At 71.0% G+C, this 16,937-nt stretch carries 15 protein-coding genes; 6 read left to right on the top strand and 9 right to left on the bottom strand.

Features of this window, described 5'->3' with window-relative positions; all coding sequences use genetic code 11:
- The first annotated feature begins 12 nt into the window (after positions 1–12).
- From ACFV9O_RS31825 to ACFV9O_RS31815, 3 genes are read left to right on the top strand one after another with little or no spacing between them, the layout of a single operon-like run.
- Positions 13–165: a transposase family protein gene (locus ACFV9O_RS31825; RefSeq protein WP_385423933.1), complete on the top strand. Its 153-nt coding sequence runs from the start codon at positions 13–15 to the stop codon at positions 163–165.
- Between the two features lie 11 nt (positions 166–176).
- Positions 177–1,019 (top strand): transposase, encoded by an 843-nt coding sequence (locus ACFV9O_RS31820; protein WP_385423931.1) that lies wholly within the window; start codon positions 177–179, stop codon positions 1,017–1,019.
- Positions 985–1,209, top strand: coding sequence for a transposase (locus tag ACFV9O_RS31815; protein WP_385423965.1), 225 nt, complete (start codon positions 985–987; stop codon positions 1,207–1,209). The genes ACFV9O_RS31820 and ACFV9O_RS31815 overlap by 35 nt, the downstream gene beginning before the upstream one ends.
- Positions 1,210–1,617: 408 nt before the next feature.
- On the opposite strand, the gene ACFV9O_RS31810 is transcribed toward ACFV9O_RS31815, so the two are convergent.
- Positions 1,618–2,655: an Lrp/AsnC family transcriptional regulator gene (locus ACFV9O_RS31810; protein WP_385423929.1), complete on the bottom strand. Its 1,038-nt coding sequence runs from the start codon at positions 2,653–2,655 to the stop codon at positions 1,618–1,620.
- Between the two features lie 541 nt (positions 2,656–3,196).
- Here ACFV9O_RS31810 and ACFV9O_RS31805 point away from each other — a divergent pair.
- The 3 genes from ACFV9O_RS31805 to ACFV9O_RS31795 all read left to right on the top strand — a co-directional run bounded on the left by ACFV9O_RS31805 (position 3,197) and on the right by ACFV9O_RS31795 (position 6,925).
- On the top strand, positions 3,197–4,741 hold the full coding sequence (locus ACFV9O_RS31805) for a carboxylesterase/lipase family protein (RefSeq protein ID WP_385423927.1): 1,545 nt from the start codon (positions 3,197–3,199) through the stop codon (positions 4,739–4,741).
- A 114-nt stretch (positions 4,742–4,855) separates the two neighbouring features.
- Entirely contained in the window at positions 4,856–5,446 is a 591-nt protein-coding gene (locus ACFV9O_RS31800; protein WP_385423925.1) for a DUF308 domain-containing protein, read from the top strand.
- Between the two features lie 30 nt (positions 5,447–5,476).
- Positions 5,477–6,925 (top strand): dihydrolipoyl dehydrogenase family protein, encoded by a 1,449-nt coding sequence (locus tag ACFV9O_RS31795; RefSeq protein ID WP_385423923.1) that lies wholly within the window; start codon positions 5,477–5,479, stop codon positions 6,923–6,925.
- A gap of 131 nt (positions 6,926–7,056) precedes the next feature.
- Here ACFV9O_RS31795 and ACFV9O_RS31790 read toward each other — a convergent pair whose 3' ends face one another.
- The 8 genes from ACFV9O_RS31790 to ACFV9O_RS31755 form a co-directional block, all read right to left on the bottom strand.
- Positions 7,057–7,938, bottom strand: a complete 882-nt coding sequence (locus ACFV9O_RS31790; RefSeq protein WP_385423921.1) for an MBL fold metallo-hydrolase — start codon at positions 7,936–7,938, stop codon at positions 7,057–7,059.
- A gap of 211 nt (positions 7,939–8,149) precedes the next feature.
- A complete protein-coding gene (locus ACFV9O_RS31785; protein ID WP_385423919.1) occupies positions 8,150–9,334 on the bottom strand; it encodes an MFS transporter in 1,185 nt (394 codons plus the stop codon).
- Between the two features lie 110 nt (positions 9,335–9,444).
- Complete coding sequence (locus tag ACFV9O_RS31780) at positions 9,445–9,879, bottom strand: Rrf2 family transcriptional regulator (RefSeq protein WP_385423917.1); 435 nt, start codon at positions 9,877–9,879, stop codon at positions 9,445–9,447.
- A 408-nt stretch (positions 9,880–10,287) separates the two neighbouring features.
- Entirely contained in the window at positions 10,288–10,440 is a 153-nt protein-coding gene (locus tag ACFV9O_RS31775; protein WP_385423915.1) for a transposase family protein, read from the bottom strand.
- Between the two features lie 266 nt (positions 10,441–10,706).
- Entirely contained in the window at positions 10,707–11,993 is a 1,287-nt protein-coding gene (locus ACFV9O_RS31770; RefSeq protein WP_385423913.1) for an SWF or SNF family helicase, read from the bottom strand.
- Positions 11,990–14,881 carry a DEAD/DEAH box helicase gene (locus ACFV9O_RS31765; RefSeq protein ID WP_385423911.1) on the bottom strand — a complete coding sequence of 964 codons (2,892 nt, stop codon included), beginning with the start codon at positions 14,879–14,881 and terminating at the stop codon, positions 11,990–11,992. The genes ACFV9O_RS31770 and ACFV9O_RS31765 overlap by 4 nt, the downstream gene beginning before the upstream one ends.
- A 155-nt stretch (positions 14,882–15,036) precedes the next feature.
- Positions 15,037–15,420: a hypothetical protein gene (locus ACFV9O_RS31760; protein WP_385423909.1), complete on the bottom strand. Its 384-nt coding sequence runs from the start codon at positions 15,418–15,420 to the stop codon at positions 15,037–15,039.
- A gap of 24 nt (positions 15,421–15,444) precedes the next feature.
- A complete protein-coding gene (locus ACFV9O_RS31755; RefSeq protein WP_385423907.1) occupies positions 15,445–16,524 on the bottom strand; it encodes an IS110 family transposase in 1,080 nt (359 codons plus the stop codon).
- Positions 16,525–16,937 lie beyond the last annotated feature (413 nt).

The raw sequence follows: 16,937 nt of genomic DNA, 5'->3' as shown, positions 1-16,937 counted from the left end.
TTGCCTGACCTGATGGACCGACTGCGCCGCCTGCCCGACCCGCGCCGCCTCCAAGGCCGGCGTCACCGGCTGTGGTACGTCCTGGCCCTGGCCGCCTGTGCGGTCCTGGCCGGGGCGAAGTCCCGCACCGCGATCGCTGAGTGGGCCGCCGACGCCCCTGAGTAGCTCCTTCTCCAGTGCGGGGCCACGCTGTGCGATCCGGACCAGCCCTACCGGGCGCCCAGCGAGGCGACCGTGCGCCGGGTACTCCAGCGCAGCGACGGCGACGCGCTCGACGCGCGGATCTGCTGATCAAGGGAGAGACGCCAAGTGAGCGAGACTCCGATCGAGCACAAGTCCGTGGAGGAGTCGGCCGGTGGTGCAATGCCGTCGGCTGGCGGCTGTTCCTGCCCGGGAGCTGGGACGACGCCAAGAACCCCGGGGATGCGCTGCTGGCGGAGGCGATCCGACGCCGGCGGGCGAAGGCGGGCATCCCCGACGAGGTCCGGCACCGGGAAAGGTGGCGCCTGGCCCTGGACATGCTCGACGAGACCCGCGAGGACTGGGAGCTGCCCGATCTGCCGGTGGTTGCCGACGCCGGTTACGGGGATGCCACCGGCTTCCGTGAAGGCCTGACCGAGCGCGGGTTGCCCTACGCGGTGGCGGTCAAGGGCAGCACCACCTGCTACCCGGGCGATGCGGTCCCTGAACGCCCGCCCTACAGCGGCCAGGGCCGTCCGCCGAATCCGGCCTACCCCCAGCCGCACACGACGCTGCGGGCGCTGACCCTGGCCGCCGGGCGCCAGGCCGCGCGGACCGTCACCTGGCGCCACGGCAGCAAGGCGACCAGGGACAACCCCCACGCTGCCATGCGCTCGCGGTTCCTTGCCTTGCGGGTCCGCCCCGCCAACCGCACCATCCGCCGCGGCGTGGACGGCTCCCTACCCGACTGCTGGCTGCTGGCCGAATGGCCGCCCGGCGCCGCCGAGCCCACCCGACTACTGGCTGTCCACCCTGCCCGCCGACACCCCACTGCGTGAACTGGTCCGCATCGCCAAGATCCGCTGGCGCGTCGAGCACGACTACCGCGAACTCAAAGACGGCCTGGGACTGGACCACTTCGAAGGCCGCAGCTACCTCGGCTGGCACCGCCACGTGACCCTCGCCTCCCTCGCCCAGGCCTTTTGCACCCTGCTCCGACTCGACCCAAAAGTCCCTGCGTCGGCCTGACCCTCTACGCGGTCCTCCGCGCGTTACAGAAACTCCTGGCCACCTGGACCGGCGCCTGTTCGATATGCGGCCGACCCACCCCCACACCCGAACCCCACCACCGAACCTAGCAAAGCCCTACTAGCCGGGTACCTTCGATCACGCCCGGCTCGATCACCGCAGGTGCGTGCGGATACGTCTGGGCTCCGGGCATCCACCATGCGCTGGAGCCTCCCTCGTGGCCCTACGTCAGGTCAGGTTTGCGCAGGCCGCGACTCAAGTCCCTGTCACGGAACGCCAAGTAGTTGACCGAGCGCGCCATCCAAGGTGGAGCGGACAACCCGTCACGAGGGCGAGCCGTCCGCAGAGTCCAGGGTCGGCACACGCCACCGCCGGCCTGCGTCCCACCCCACCAAGGTGGCAGCACCTTCACGCAGGATCCGAGCCCTGAGCCTCCGTGCTGCCGGGATCGGACCAGATGTCGGGCGGTACGACGCCGACGGAGCGTCCGTAGGGGTCGAGGAGGTGGCCGAGATGCTTGTAGTGCCGCAAGGTGATCACTCGCTCGGCGATGTTGATCCTCGGGTGGGCGGTGGCGACCTGGGTTTCGAAGCGGAGAACGTCTTCGACGGAGCGGAGATAGGCCTGCAGGACGAGGTTGTGGGGGCCGCTGAGCGCGAGGCAGGCGCGGACATCGGGCAGCCGGATGAGGGAATGGCCGATGTCCGGCAGGTCGGCGGGTGGGACTGTGGCCCAGAAGGTGGCGGCGACGGGCCAGCCGCCCAGCGGGCGGGCGAAGTCGCAGCGGAAGCGCAGCGTGCCGGTCCGGGTGAGCTGGTCGAGGCGGCGCTTGACGGTGGAGGCGCTGGTGGCCAGGGCGTCGGCCAGGGCCTGGTGGGAGGCCCGGCCGTCGGGGGCGAGCTCGGCGAGCAGCGCACGGTCGAAGCTGGTGACCTGGCGGGTTGGCTGAACGGTGGCGGCACCGGTCTGGGCGGTGAGCTGGGCTCGTTGAGCGGGGGCAAGGGCGCCGATCCTCCAGCGGCCGCCTTCGGTGAAGATGTGGGTGACGATCCGGGCCCGGACGACGGTGACACCCGGCACTGCCGGCAGCACATCGAGGGTGTAGCGGGACATCGCGGCCAGGTCGCTGGTGGCCACGGTCGCGAGCAGCTGGTGCGTGCTGGCTGCCCGCTCCAGGTTGACCACGTGCGGATGGGCGCTGAGCACACGGGCTACCGCGCCGGCATCTGCGGCGGTGCAGTCGATGTCGACGAAGGCGGCGCAGAGCTGCTCGATCATCCGAGGCCCCGGCGAGAAACCGATCCAAGCCTCGCCACGTTCAGCAAGCCGGCCCCACCGCCGTGCCACGGTGACCGGGTCCACGCGCAGGATGCGGCCGAGGTCGGTCCACGATGCCCGCGGTTGCAGCTGCATCGCATGGATGAGCGCCAGCGCTTCGTCACTCAACGGTCTGACGTGATCCTGCATTCCTGACCCCTACCGTGCGGGTTTCCTGCGTCCACGGACCATCGATGGTTCAGCCTTGCACACTGGCAGCCACCGGCCTGACCGGTGACCGATCCGGTTACTCCTGTCCGCGCAACATCGAGGGAAACCCCCATGGCAGTCATACCTTCTCATTTCATCTCCGGAGGGGTCTCCCAGCACGTCAGCGGCAAGGCGCGGGCGCCCCGCCGCTGACGGCACACAGCCATGCGAGGGCGGCGGGCCGTGACTGGCGGGGATGGCGGCCGGCGGTGATCAGACGCAGGACCCGCTCGCGCTGATCGCGGCCGCCGGCCGAGGCGTTCTTCGTCGTCGAAGCCTCGCTGTTCGCACAACGGCTCCACGATCGGCCGACTGCCCCGCCCGAGCCTCCCACGCTTTCTCCCGAACCGAAGGATTCAAGATCATGAAGTCGACCCACGCGAGGCGCGAGCGGCGGTGGAGGTGGCGTGCCCCTCTAACTGCCTTCGGCGCGGGCCTGTCCGCGCTGACCATCGCGGCAGTGGGTGCCACCGCTACCGAACCCGGTGGTGACGCATCGGTTCGGCACTCTGACGGCGGCCCGATCGTGACCATCGACGGCGGTGCCGTCCGCGGCACGGTCAAGGACGGGGGCTACGCCTTCCATGGACTGCCCTACGCCGCCGCGCCCACCGGACAGCTGCGGTGGAAAGCCCCGCAGCCCGCGGCCGACTGGAAGGGCGTGCGCGACGCGACCGGCTTCGCGCCGAGCTGCCCGCAGCCCATGGGCCTCGCCCAGCCCGGTCCCACGAGCGAGGACTGCCTGTACCTCAACGTCTCCACGCCCAAGCCGGGCAAGCGTCACAGCGCGGGCAGGCCGGTGCTCGTGTGGATCCACGGCGGCGGCCTGGTCACCGGCGCCGGCCGAGAGTACGACCCCACCAAGCTGGCGGCCGAGGGCACCGTGGTCGTCACCGTCAACTACCGGCTCGGCGCCCTCGGCTTCCTCTCCCACCCCGTGCTGGCCTCGCGGCCCGGCGCCCCGTCCGGCAACTACGGGCTGATGGACCAGCAGGCCGCCCTGCGCTGGGTGCAGCACAACATCGGCCGCTTCGGTGGCGACCCGCGCAACGTCACCATCTCGGGCGAGTCGGCCGGCGGCCTGTCCGTCCTCGCCCACCTCACCTCCCCCAGCTCCCGTGGGCTCTTCCACCGCGCCATCGTGCAGAGCGGAACCTTCGCGCTGAAGCAGCAGCCCCTCGCCACTGCCCAGACCGCCGGCCAGGCGTTCGCGGCCAAGGCGGGCTGCACGGACCAGACCGCGAAGTGCCTGCGCGACCTGCCGGCCGCCAACCTCGTGAACAACTGGGGCCCGTCCGCGATCCCCGGCGTCGTCGACGGCAGGGTCCTCAAGGAGTCGATCGGGACGTCGCTGGCCGCCGGCCGGTTCGCCCGCGTGCCGATCCTCAACGGAATGAACCGCGAGGAGGAGCGGGTCTTCGTCACCCGCGGGGGCGTCGTCAGCGGCGGGTTCCTGCCGCTGCCCCAAGGGGGCGTGACTGCCGAGAACTACGAACGGACCATCGCGTCGGTGCTCGGCGTGTCGGATGCACGGGCCAAGGCGGTCGCGCAGGAGTATCCGCTCAGCGCGTACCCGTCGCCGACGCTGGCCTTCAGCGCAGTGTCCGGCGACGCCAGCTTCGCCTGCAGCGCGCTCCAGGTGAACAAGTGGACCTCCAAGCGGGTGCCGACCTTCGCCTACGAGTTCAACGACGACCAGTCGCCTGCGCGCTACTTCCGGCTCGACCCGCCGCCCGTGGCGACGCACGGCTCCGAGGTCCACTACCTCTTCGACCTGCCCGACGCGCCGTTCCAGGACCCGTTCAGCGCCGACCAGGAGAAGCTCTCGGCCGACATGCGAGCGGCCTGGGCGAACTTCGCGGCCGGCGGCAACCCCTCGACGGCAGCGGTGCCCTGGCTGTCGTTCCACAACAGCACGGACGTGATGTCGCTCGTGCCGCCGCAGCCCGAGGTCGAGAAGGACTTCGCCGCCAAGCACCATTGCTCGTTCTGGGCCGCCGGGTAACCACACCCCCGGTCGCCGCACGCCCTCCCGATCAGCGCCGGGCACCGGCCCCGAGCCAGTGCCCGGCACTGATCGGCCCCACCGCAACTCGCAACCTTGAGAAAGACCAACCCTATGAGTACGAACACCCAGTCATCCCGTACGCCCCTTGCCGACAACCCCCGCTCCTCACTGCTGAAGCTGTACCTGGGCCGTGGCATCCTGGCCGTCGCATGGGCCGCGGCGTTCTCCGTGAACCATGACCCCCTCGACGCCCCGGCGATCATCCTGCTGGCCGTCTACCCGCTGATCGACGCAGTGTCATCACTGATCGACTACCGTGCCGTCACGAACGAATCGCAGCGTCGGGTCACGCTGTTCAACGGGGTGCTCAGCACCCTCATCGCCATCACCCTCGGCGTAGCAGGGGCCAACGGCGCACAGGCGGTACTGCACGTATTCGGTGCCTGGGCCGTCATTTCCGGCGTGGCCCAGATAGTGGTCGGCATCCGGCGGCGCAGCCCCGAACTCGGCACGCAGTGGCCGATGCTTCTCGCGGGCGGCCTGTCCATCCTCGCGGGCATCGGCCACAACACCCAGGCCCTCGCCGACCAGCCCAAGCTCGGCATTCTGGTCCTCTACACCACAGCCGGCGGCGTGTTCTTCATCATCCAGGCCGGCCTGCTGGCCCGGCGAGCCCGACTTGCACGGACCCAGATCGCCTGAAGACCTCGGGATGAGTGAGCAGGAGCAGTGATGGACGAGGTCTCCCAGACGTACGACGTGGTCGTCATCGGCGCGGGCCCGGTCGGTGAGAACGTGGCTGAACGTGCCCGTGCCGCCGGGCTGAGCACCGTGATCGTGGAGCGCGAGCTGCTCGGCGGCGAGTGCTCGTACTGGGCCTGCGACCCCAGCAAGGGGCTGCTCCGGCCGGTGTTGGCACGCGCCGACGCGCGCCGGGTACCCGGGCTGCGCGAGGCGGTGGCCGGGCCGCTGGATGTCGCCGCGGTCCTCGATCACCGCGACAGGGCGGCCTCCTATTGGAAGGACGACGGCCAGGTGAACTGGCTGGAGTCGGTGTCCGTCGAGCTGATACGCGGTCACGGCCGACTCGACGGTCCCCGGCGGGTGGCGGTACAGACCCCGGACGGTGACACCATCCGGCTGTCCGCCCGGCACGCCGTCGCCGTCTGCACCGGCACCGGTGCGGCGATGCCCGACATCCCCGGACTGGAGACCGTGCGCCCCTGGACCAACCGTGAGGCGACCAGTGCCGACCGGGTGCCGGGCCGTCTGGCCGTGGTCGGCGGGGGTGTGGTGGCCGTCGAGATGGCCACCGCCTGGCAGGCGCTCGGATCGCAGGTGACCATGCTGGTGCGTGGCGACGCCGGACTGCTTGCGCGCATGGAGCCGTTCGTCGGCGAGCTGGTCGCGGACGGGCTGCGCGAAGCAGGCGTCGACGTCCGGCTCGGGGCCTCCGTGGCATCCGTGGCACGTGAGGGCGGCGAAGTGCGGATCCGGCTGGCCGACGGCGGGCAACTGGCCGCGAACGAGATCCTGTTCGCGACCGGCCGGGCCCCGCGGACCTGGGACGTCGGCCTCGAGACCGTCGGCCTGACTCCGGGGGACTGGCTGAGTGTGGACGACACCTTCCGGGTGACCGCCGTCACCGGCGGCTGGCTGTATGCCGTCGGTGACGTCAACGGCCGGGCGCTGATGACTCATCAGGGCAAGTACCAGGCCCGGATCGCCGGCGCCGTCATCGGCACCCGCGCCAAGGGAGAGCCCGTCGAGGACACCAGGTGGGGCCCGCACAGCGCGACCGCCGACGGCGCCGCCGTACCGCAGGTCGTCTTCACCGACCCGGAGGTCGCGTCCGTCGGTCTGACCACGCGCGAGGCGGAGCGGACCGGGCGCCGGGTCGAGGTCGTGGACTACGACCTCGCCCACGTCGCAGGCGCGCTCCTGTACGGCGACGGCTACCGCGGCAAGGCCCGCATGCTCGTCGATGTGGAGCGCGGCATGGTGGCCGGGGTCACCTTCGTCGGCCCCGGCGTCGGGGAACTTCTGCACTCGGCCACCATCGCGGTCGCCGGCGAGGTCCCGCTGGACAGGCTGTGGCACGCCGTGCCCGCCTTCCCCACCATCAGCGAGGTCTGGCTCAGGCTGCTGGAGACCTACCGGGGCCGAAGCCCAAGGCCGTGAAGCTACGGTTTCTCCGCCGGCCGCGAGGGACGGACAGGGTTCGTCCTCGTGCTCAGGCGGCTCGTCGGTCCGTCCTGCGGTGGGGCCCCGTTCCGTGTGACCGTGGTGCCGGTGCCCGCGGGAGTGGTGTGTCACCACTCGATGGCGCGTCCGTCGACGGTCGTTCCGGGGTAGAGGTGTTCGGCAGTCAGGGCCAGGATGGTGGGATTGATGCGGTCCAGGTGGCGCAGCAGCATCAGATCGGCGAACTCCTTGGCGTGGCGGGCGACGGCGGCCACTTCCTCGGTGTCCTGCAGGTACTTGCGGGTCTCGTCCAGGTGGCGGGGGTCGTCGTCGTTGGCGGGGTTCTTGTGCCCGGCGACGACGGCGCGAGGGTGGACCGCAGCGATCTTGTCGATGGCGGCGATCCAGTCCACGCGCCGCTCGGGCAGCGGCCGGGCCTTCTCGCCGCCGGCGAGGTAGGGGTGGACGCCGTTGTAGGCGATGTCGCCCGCGACGACGAGGCCGATGGACGGCACGTGCACGAACGTGGTGTCCGGTCCGTCGCTGTCGCCGGCCTCGACGAACCGGACCTCCTCGCCCTCCAGGAGGAAGGTGTAGTCGTCGATCACCTCGGGCAGCACGATGTCCTTGACGATCTGGCCGGGAAACTGGCTGTTCCAGAACGCCATACGCTTTCCGGCGGTGAACTCCGCCAGGGCCACGGTGCCCTCGGTGGCGATCATCCGCGCGTCGGGAAAGTGCTTGGCGACCTCGGAGAAACCGAACCAGTGGTCGCCGTGGCCGTGAGTGGCGTACATCGCGACCAGGTTCTTGCCCGAGGCCAGCACCCACTCGGCCACCTGCCGGGACTGCTCCTCCAGGTGCGGGGCGTCGATCAGGATGGCGTCCCGCTCCCCGTAGATGAGGGTCGCCGACATCGGGGACCAGGCCGGCAGCGGCCGGACCGAGGAACCATCGGGCAGGACCGCCCGGGGAGGAAGGGTGACGAGGACGTCGTATTCGAGAGCCATGATTGTCCGCTTTCTGTACTTTCGATGCTTTGTTCTTCTGTTTACCGCGAACACCCGAAATGCTCCCGGCTGGGGTCGGCGACCTCGTAGTCGCCGAGTCTGTGGGGGGCACGTGATGCGTCCACCGGCGTGCGCCGTGTGTCCAGGCTGCGCGCGTTTTCACACCCACCCTGTGGCACCGTCCGGTGTCAGGACCGTGCGGCGCTCGCGGTCACCGGGCCGGAGCCGGTTCGGCAGCAGGCTGGTGGTGGTGGCGGCGGATGATCAGGTGTGTGATCTCGGCCGCGCCGAAGGCAAGGACGATCAGTGCGGCGCCGACGGGGCCGAGCCAGTGCACGCCGGCCCAGTTCAGCGCGCCCTGGCCGACGACGGGGGCGATGGAGACCCCGACGTAGAGCGTCGCGGAGTGGAGGCCCGTCAGCATCGGGGCAGCCGCCGGCATCGCACCGATCAGGCGGTGGGTCTGCGGCGTGATGAATCCCCAGCCGCACAGGCCCCACACGATCAGCGCGACGACGGCTGTGCCAATGTGCGCACTGAACCATGGCATCAGCACGAAGTCGATGGCGAGCACCACGAGGGCGGTGTTGATGATCCGGCGGGCGCCGAGCCGGTCGACCAGGTGCCCCGAACCGAGTGTGCCGATCGTCGAGGCCACACCCCACACGAACAGCAGGATTGCGAGCGTGGTGCCGCTGCCGCCGGTCGCGCGGTCCAGGCCGTCCGCGATGTAGGAGTAGACGATGTACAGGCCGGTGAACAGCAGGAGTGTCGTCAGCAGGCCGATGCCGATACGGCGGTCGCCGAGCGGCGCGAGACGCGTCCGCAGCAGGATCAGCGGCGGGTTGGGGATCTCGGGCAGCAGAAGCGCGATGGCCAGCGCCGCAACAGCCCCGAGAGCGGAGACGAACACCATGGTGATGCGCCAGTCACCGGTCAGACTGCCGATGGCCGTGCCGATGGGGGCACCGAGCGCGGTCGCCGCGCTGAGACCGGCCATCACCGTGGAGATCGCGCGCCCCCGGCGCTCCGGCGGAGCGAGCGCGGCGGCCGCAGCTATCGCGGTCGGGGTCACCATCGAGCCGCCCAGCCCGGCCAGCACCCGTGCGAACAAAGCGATACCGAAGTTCGGGGCAAATGCGGTCAAAAGGTTGCCCACGACGAAGATGCCGAGTCCCGTGAGGAACATCGTGCGTCGCGGCCGGCGCGTGGTGAGTGCCGCCATGACGGGGCCGAGGATGGCGTAGGTGAAGGCGTAGGCCGTGATCAGCCATCCGGCGGTTCCGATGCCAACACCCAGAGAGTGCCCGGCGTCGGGCAGGATACCGGCGATGACGAAGCTGTCCGTGCCGATAGCGAAGAGCGCCGCAGGCAGTACGAGGAGTGATCGGTACACGTCGGGGGTGCTCCTGGTGATGTAACCATACCTGTTACATCACTGTTTCAAAGAGAGGCCGATCCGAAGATCGGCCGGAAATAAACCGGATATCACCGAACGCCCGCATTTCAGGCGGCGGCGATCGTCTTTCTTAGGGCGTCGGCGATGCTGATCGTCGCCAACTCTTCCTTCATCGCATCCTCGGCGCGACCGTACACACCTTGCAGCACCGGCGGGAGGCCCAGGCCGATGGGACACTCCTGATTGGGGAGGGCCGAATGCAATGCGATGAGCGGCTCGGGTTCGACGGCTTCGTAAACATCTTTCAAGGTGATCGACTCCGGGGGTCGCCCGAGCTTCACACCCGCACCTTGACCACGCACCGACACGACCAGGCCGGCCTCACGTCGACCGCCGAGGACCCGACGAATCACCACAGGGTTTGTATTGACACTCGCCGCGATCCTGTCGGAGGTCACAATGCCGCCGGGACGTTGAGGGCAGGTGAGCGCCATCCAGGTCAATGCGTGTGTGGCCACGGTCATGCGACTGCTGACGGCCATCGGACCCTCCTGCCTCGAGCGGCTAGCGTTGTAACAGATTCCATTACAACGCGGGGCCGCCTGTCAAGGGCAGCAGCGGCAAGACAGCCCACCCAGCAGGCGCGTGACTGCGGCGCAGCTGTCCGCGCTGCGCGGCGACAGCAGATGGACGCGGTGGCCGTCGGCGCGGATGGCGCCGCGCAGGGATTTGCCGTCCACCGCGACCGCCGTCTGCACCGGGCGGGACGGCGGGCATTAGTCCTCGTCGGCGGCGCGGGATGCGTCCGCACGAGCGGTGAGCCAGCCGCCGATCGCCGCGTCGAGCGCGTCGCCGTCGCTGCGCTGGAGTACCCGGCGCACGGTCGCCTCGCTGGGCGCCCGGTAGGGCTGGTCCGGATCGCACAGCGTGGCCCCGCACTGGAGAAGGAGCTACTCAGGGGCGTCGGCGGCCCACTCAGCGATCGCGGTGTGGGACTTCGCCCCGGCCAGGACCGCACAGGCGGCCAGGGCCAGGACGTACCACGGCCGGTGACGCCGGCCTTGGAGGCGGCGCGGGTCGGGCAGGCGGCGCAGTCGGTCCATCAGGTCAGGCAATTCATCGGCGGGCCGGATCGGAACCGACGAGTTGGCCAAGCCCGGCAGGCATGGGGGATGCTGACGCAGCAGGCACGGTCTTCCGTTGTGGTGATCAGCGAACTCGACACTCCATGATCACCGGAGTCGTGACTGCGCGTGCGCCTGCGAACCACCGCCATGCAAGCGAGTTGGGGCATCAGGCCCATACCGGCTACGTCGGGCCAACCGCGAGAACGACGGAGCCCTGGCCCGTCGGCGCCGCTACACCTCCACTACACCTCCACGAGCAGCGGCGCCAGCGCCGATGCCGGGTCCGGAGCGGCCGGCCCCGCGAGGGCCCAGCGGCCGCGGACCCTGGTGAAGGGCCACCAGCGGCCGTCGGCGCCCAGACGAAGCTGCGCATCCGCCCCGACCACCGTCCAGCGCCCCGCACCTGCATCCCGCAGCCGGGGACGTTCGCCCTCCGCCCATGCCTCCGCCAGCCGCGCGTTCGCCCGGGCGAACGCTTCCTCGTCCGGCACCCACTCGTCCTCCAGGACCGCGATCCCCGCCGCCCCGCCGAGCCGCCAGGCGCGCACCGCGAGGTCGAGGTCCGCACGGGAACGGCCCGAACCCGTCGCCAGCCGCGCCAGGACCGCCGCCGGGACGGCGGTGTCCCCGCCGGCCGCGGCGAGCCGCACCGCGTCCTGGCCCACCGTCAGGTCGGGCTCGACGGGCTGCCGTGGCTGCCCCGGGCACAGCGCGTCCGCCAGCATGCGGTGCGCCCGCCCCGCCGCGTCCGCCGCGAGGAACTCCAGTGCGTCCGCGTCCAGACCCGGCGGAGCGTCGGTCTCGGTGTCCAGCGACGGCGGCATCCCTGGCTCGGGCGGCAGCGGCGGTGCGTCCGGCAGCGCGGGCAGGATGTCCGCCGCGGCGAACGCCTCGTCCGCCCGAACACCCTCCGGCACGGGCGCGGGCCGCACGTCGGGCTCCGCCCGCGCCGCACTCCGCACCTGAAGTTCGTCGAGCAGTCGGCGCTCCCCGCGCCCCCGCAACAGCAGCAGCACGAACGGATCCTGGTCGAGCAGCCGCGCCACCTGGTAGCAGAGCGCCGCCGTGTGCGGGCACAGGTCCCACGCCTCGCAGCTGCACTCGGGCTCCAGGTCCCCGATGCCCGGCAGCAGTTCGACCCCGGCGCCCGCCGCGTCCTCCACCAGGTGCGGCGGCATCTCCCGGTCCAGCAGCGCCGCGATGTGTCCCGCCCGGTCCACCGCCATGTCCAGCAGGCGGTCCCATGCGTCGCCGGTCAGCTCCTGCAGCAGCACATCACTGCGGTGCGCCGTACCGTCCCGGTCCCTGACCACCGCGGTGATCCGTCCCGGCCGTACGGACACAGCCCCCACCGCCCCGTCACGCGCCTGCTTGCGCCCCCTCTTCAGCTGCTCCGAGTCCAGCGCCGTGTCCTCCAGCGCCTGGAGCCACGCCCGGCCCCACCACGTCTGCGCGAAGCCCCGCCCCCGCGCGGGCGGCAGCGCGGCGAACGTCCGCCCGTCCTCGTCCTCGTACCCGCTCCGTGTCATCGTGCGCCCCCTCGCAGCTCCACCAGGTCCGCCAGCTCGGCGTCCGTCAGTTCGGTCAGCGCGGCCTCCCCGGAGCCGAGCACCGCGTCCGCGAGCTCCCGCTTCCGCTCCAGCATGGCGGCGATACGGTCCTCGATCGTGCCCTCGGCGATCAGCCGGTGGACCTGTACCGGCTGGGTCTGGCCGATGCGGTACGCCCGGTCCGTGGCCTGCGCCTCGACGGCCGGGTTCCACCAGCGGTCGTAGTGGACGACATGGCCGGCCCTGGTCAGGTTCAGCCCGGTGCCCGCCGCCTTCAACGACAGCAGGAACACGGGCACTTCACCGTCCTGGAAGCGCCCTACCATCGCTTCACGCTCGGCGACCGGTGTGCCGCCGTGCAGGAACTGCGTCCGTACCCCGCGCGCGGCGAGGTGACGCTCGATCAGCCGCGCCATCTGCACGTACTGCGTGAAGACGAGGACACTCGCGTCCTCGGCGAGGATCGTGTCCAGGAGCTCGTCCAGCAGCTCCAGCTTCCCGGACCGGTCCGGGATCCTCGGCTGCTCCTCCTTGAGGTACTGCGCAGGGTGGTTGCAGATCTGCTTCAGCGCGGTGAGCAGCTTCACCACCAGTCCACGCCGCTCCATGCCGCCGGCCCCGGAGATCGCGGCCAGCGTCTCACGCACTACCGCCTCGTAGAGAGCGGCCTGTTCGGCGGTCAGCGAGACCGCGCGGTCGGTCTCGGTCTTCGGCGGCAGCTCGGGCGCGATGCCCGGGTCGGACTTGCGGCGGCGCAGCAGGAACGGCCGTACGAGCGAGGCCAGCCGTTCGGCGGCAGCCGGATCCTCGCCGCCCTCCACGGCCTGCGCGTACCGCGCCCGGAACGTACCGAGCCTTCCGAGCAGCCCCGGCGTCGTCCAGTCGAGGATCGCCCACAGCTCGGACAGGTTGTTCTCGACGGGCGTGCCGGTGAGCGCGACCCGCGCCCTCGCGCCGATCGTGCGCAGCTGTTTCGCCGTCTCCGAGTACGGGTTCTTGACGTGCTGGGACTCGTCGGCGACGACCATGCCCCACGGAACGGCGGCGAGCTTCGCCGCGTCGAGCCGCATCGTGCCGTACGTGGTGAGGACGAATTCCCCGTCCGCGAGGGCATCGAGGCTGCGCGTCGCCCCGTGGAAGCGGCGCACGGGTGTGCCGGGGGCGAACTTCTCGATCTCCCGCTGCCAGTTGCCCATCAGGGACGTCGGGCAGACCACGAGCGTCGGGCCGGCGGCTGACGGGTCGCTTTGGCGGTGCAGATGCAGAGCGATGAGGGTGATGGTCTTGCCGAGTCCCATGTCGTCGGCGAGGCAGCCGCCGAGCCCGAGCGACGTCATCCGGTGCAGCCAGTTCAGTCCGCGCAGCTGGTAGTCGCGCAGGGTGGCGGCGAGCGCGGCGGGCTGGGCGACCGCCTGCTCGCCGCCCTCCGGGTCGGCGAGCCGCTCGCGCAGCCGCTCCAGCCACCCGGACGCCCGGACCTCGACACGGCGTCCGTCGACCTCGGTGGAACCGGTCAGTACGGCACCGAGTGCGTCGACCGGGGTGACCTTGCGGTCCTGCGACGCGCGGGCGCGGCGGGCCTCCTCGGGGTCGATGAGCACCCACTGGTCGCGCAGTCGCACCACGGGCCTGTGGGCCTCGGCGAGCTGGTCCAGCTCTTCGCGGGTCAGCCGCTGGTCGCCCAGCGCGAACCACCAGTTGAAGGCCAGCAGAGCGTCCGCCGACAGGAACGACGGCATCTCCGAGCCCGTCGCGCCCGTGCCGTCCGTGCCCTTGGCGTCCTCGGCGCCCTCCGGCGGGCCGATGACGGCGCGTGCCGTCAGTTTGCGGGCCAGCTCCTTGGGCCAGTGCACCTGCACACCGGTCGCGGCGAGCGCCCGGGACGCCTCGCCGAGCAGCTCGGTGACCTCCTCGTCGGCGAGCTCGATGGCGTCGGGAACGGCCGCCGACAGGAGCGGGGTGAGCGGCGCCCAGGCACGTGCCGCGCGGCGCAGCGCGAGCAGCGCGTCCATCCGGGCACGCGGTCCGAAGGCGGCATCCTGCCCGCCCGCCCAGACCGCCGCTGCGTCGGCGACCCGGGCGGGATCGCTGACGCTGTGCATCTGCAGCACGGCCCGGAAGGCGGGAGCCCGGGTCCCCCCGCTGTCGTTCAGGCCGGCAACCTCCACGCGCAGGGACAGCCGCACCCCCGCGTCGTGGCCCGCCGCGACATCCTGCGCCCAGGCGCGCGCCTGCGGCAGCCGCTGCGGCTCCTGGGCAGCGAACGCGCCGGAGCCGGTGGCGAGCGGTGCCGCTGGCGTGCGCGGCAGTACGTCCGCGACCGCGTCCAGGAAGGACCGCAGCAGCCGCTCGGGATCGGGCAGCAGCAGCGGCTCCGCGGAGGCGTCGAGCGGGACGGCGTGCGCGGTGGGCGGCATGCAGGCCGCGAGCGTCCGGACGCGGTCCAGATCCTCCGCGGTCAGCGGTCCGGCCCGCCAGGAGTCGTGGCCGCTCGCGGTGAGTCCCGGCAACAGCAGCCCGCGCGCCACGAGTTGAAGGGCGAAGACGGTGGCGGCGCCCCAGAACGCCGCGGCGGGGGAGGCGTCGGCGGACAGCCGGGCCCGGGTGAGCACCGGCAGCGCGTCCCGAACGGGCAGCAGCCGGGCGCGTAGGGCACCTGTCGACACGCCGCCGGGGCCGCCGCCCTGGGCCACGGTCAGGTCCTCGAGTGTGTCGCCGGGCCCGGCGGGCGGCGTGCTGCCGTCGGCGTACCAGAACGCGACACGGCCCGCGCGGGGCGGGTCCGCGGGGAGGAAGACCGCAGAGCAGGTGGCGAGTTCGGAGGGCTGGTGGAATTCGGAGGGCGTTGCCGCGGGGAGCGTGTGCACAGCGATGACGCATTCCTCAAATTTGACTACTGCGGGTCGGAGCGGCCGAGGGTACCCCACGGGATGCCGCCGACGGGAGTGCCACCGCGGTGACCCACGTCACGTGCCGATCGGGGGGCGACACGTGCCGACGCGGGGGGCCTCTATGTCTTTGGTCAAACAGGCGGGGCTGTGCACGAGCTTTCCAGCCTGGGCGACGTGAAGGTCGGATGCCGGGGGTGCTGCTCCGGGTGGGTTGATCGGGGCAGGTCTTCGTCCGGGTGCAGGTATGTGTCGTTCTCGGCGTAGTAGATGACTGCCGCGCATGCCTGTTGCGGTGAGGGAACGGCCCCGTCATGGTGCGCGCGCCAGGTCTCCAGGACGTCGCGGATCAGGACGGTTTCCAAGAGGTAGGAGCGGCCCTCGGCGTCTGGCCGGCATGAGCCTTCCCGGTTGGGGACAGCTACCGCGTCGCTCTGCGCAGTCCAGGGCTCGCTGGCGAAGACGGTCAGGCCGTCATCCGTCTCAGTCAGTCGGCTGATCAGTTCCTCAAGGGTCACGGGTACTCCAGCTGGGCTCATCTGTTAACTGCAGAGTCCCATGTGGCGTGGGGTTCGGGGCTCGTAGAAGGTGCCGTCGCGGAGCATGGCGAACAGGACGCTGATGCGGTGGCGGGCGAGGCGAAGGAGTGCCTGGGTATGGGTTTTGCCCCGGGCACGGCAGCGGTCGTAGTAGCCGCGGGAGGTGGGGTCGTGCAGGGCGGCGAAGGCGGACAGGAACATCGCGCGTTTGAGCTGCCGGTTTCCGCCGCGGGGTGCGTGTTCGCCGTGGATCGAGGTGCCCGACTGCTTCGTAGCCGGTGCGAGACCGGCGTAGGAGGCGAGGTGGGCGGCGGTGGGGAAGCTGGTGCCGTCGCCGAGCGAGCGGGCCAGGGACGGGATGACCACGTCCAGGGTTCCGGTGCCCGGAACGACAACGGTCTGTTCGTCGAGCGCGTCGAAGACATCGTCGATGAGCCGGGCGGCCATGCGCGGGGCCTTGGGGCGGATCATCTCGACGAGTCTGCGGCGGCCGGCCTTCTGCAGCGCGGCCGGGGAGCCGTAGCGTTCCAGCAGCCAGGTCACCGCGCAGTGGTCGAGACGGGGACCCAGGACACGCTCCAGGCTGGGGTGGAACTGCGTGAGCAGGCCCCGTATCCGGTTGGAGGTGCGGGTGGCCTCGGCGGCCAGGTCTTGGTCGAAGCCCACCAGTACGGTCAGTTCGGCGGTGATCTCGTCGGTCAGCTCCAGCGAGCGCAGGGTGTGCGGCATGGTGCGGGCGGCGTCCGCGATGACGGCCGCGTCCTTCGCGTCGGTCTTTGCCTCGCCTGGGTAGAGGTCGGCGATCCGGCGCATGGCCAGTCCCGGCAGATAGGCGACCTGGCAGCCAGCGTCCCGGGCCACGGTCAGCGGGAGGGCGCCGATGGAGGCGGGCTGGTCCACGACCACCAGGACGGTGCCGAACTTCGCGGTCAGCTTGTCGAACACGGCCCGCAGTTTGGGTTCGCTGTTGGGCAGCGGCTTGTCGAAGACCTTCTTGCCGGCCGGGGTTAGCCCGTGGCCGTGGTGTGTGCTCTTGCCGACGTCCAAGCCGAGAAAGACGTCCACGTCGCCAGTGTCTATCATCGTGCCCCCACTTGCTCGTTGCAGTGCTGGCCTGGGCATCGGGGCCGTTCTCGCGCATCCACGTTATGCAGACCTGCCGCCCGTATGCGGCCGGGCATTGCGCCCGGCCGGGCGGTGGCCGGACCTCTCATCAGCGTCTCCGACGGCACCACTCGGGCCCGGTGACACCACCCCCCAGGTCATCCGTTCGACAGGGGGACACAGTCATGCCGGGCCCGGAGGCCAGCGGCCCTATTGCAGGACCGCGAGGAACATAACGGGGGTTTGGAGCTGCTGCCGTTGAAGTGCACTCAAGCGTGTTCTGGTGAGCGGGGGTGTGTACGGGTGGTCTTTGCGTGCCTTGGTCATCGCGCCCTTTCGGGAGGGAACTGGCGTTCTTGTGTCGAATGCGTGACCTTTACGGGCGGTGCTCG

The sequence above is a fragment of the Streptomyces sp. NPDC059909 genome (genome assembly GCF_042730885.1).
GTDB lineage: Bacteria > Actinomycetota > Actinomycetes > Streptomycetales > Streptomycetaceae > Streptomyces.
The sequence above is the reverse complement of the archived record's forward strand: the minus strand, read 5'-3'. Positions and strand labels throughout refer to the sequence as shown.

What these genes read in the sequence shown, in the direction of transcription:
- ACFV9O_RS31775 (WP_385423915.1), bottom strand. Translation starts at nt 10,440, where the DNA reads ATGGACCGACTGCGCCGCCTGCCCGACCCGCGCCGCCTCCAAGGCCGG.
- ACFV9O_RS31790 (WP_385423921.1), bottom strand. Translation starts at nt 7,938, where the DNA reads ATGGCTCTCGAATACGACGTCCTCGTCACCCTTCCTCCCCGGGCGGTC.
- ACFV9O_RS31780 (WP_385423917.1), bottom strand. Translation starts at nt 9,879, where the DNA reads ATGGCCGTCAGCAGTCGCATGACCGTGGCCACACACGCATTGACCTGG.
- ACFV9O_RS31770 (WP_385423913.1), bottom strand. Translation starts at nt 11,993, where the DNA reads ATGACACGGAGCGGGTACGAGGACGAGGACGGGCGGACGTTCGCCGCG.
- ACFV9O_RS31795 (WP_385423923.1), top strand. Translation starts at nt 5,477, where the DNA reads ATGGACGAGGTCTCCCAGACGTACGACGTGGTCGTCATCGGCGCGGGC.
- ACFV9O_RS31755 (WP_385423907.1), bottom strand. Translation starts at nt 16,524, where the DNA reads ATGATAGACACTGGCGACGTGGACGTCTTTCTCGGCTTGGACGTCGGC.
- ACFV9O_RS31825 (WP_385423933.1), top strand. Translation starts at nt 13, where the DNA reads ATGGACCGACTGCGCCGCCTGCCCGACCCGCGCCGCCTCCAAGGCCGG.
- ACFV9O_RS31800 (WP_385423925.1), top strand. Translation starts at nt 4,856, where the DNA reads ATGAGTACGAACACCCAGTCATCCCGTACGCCCCTTGCCGACAACCCC.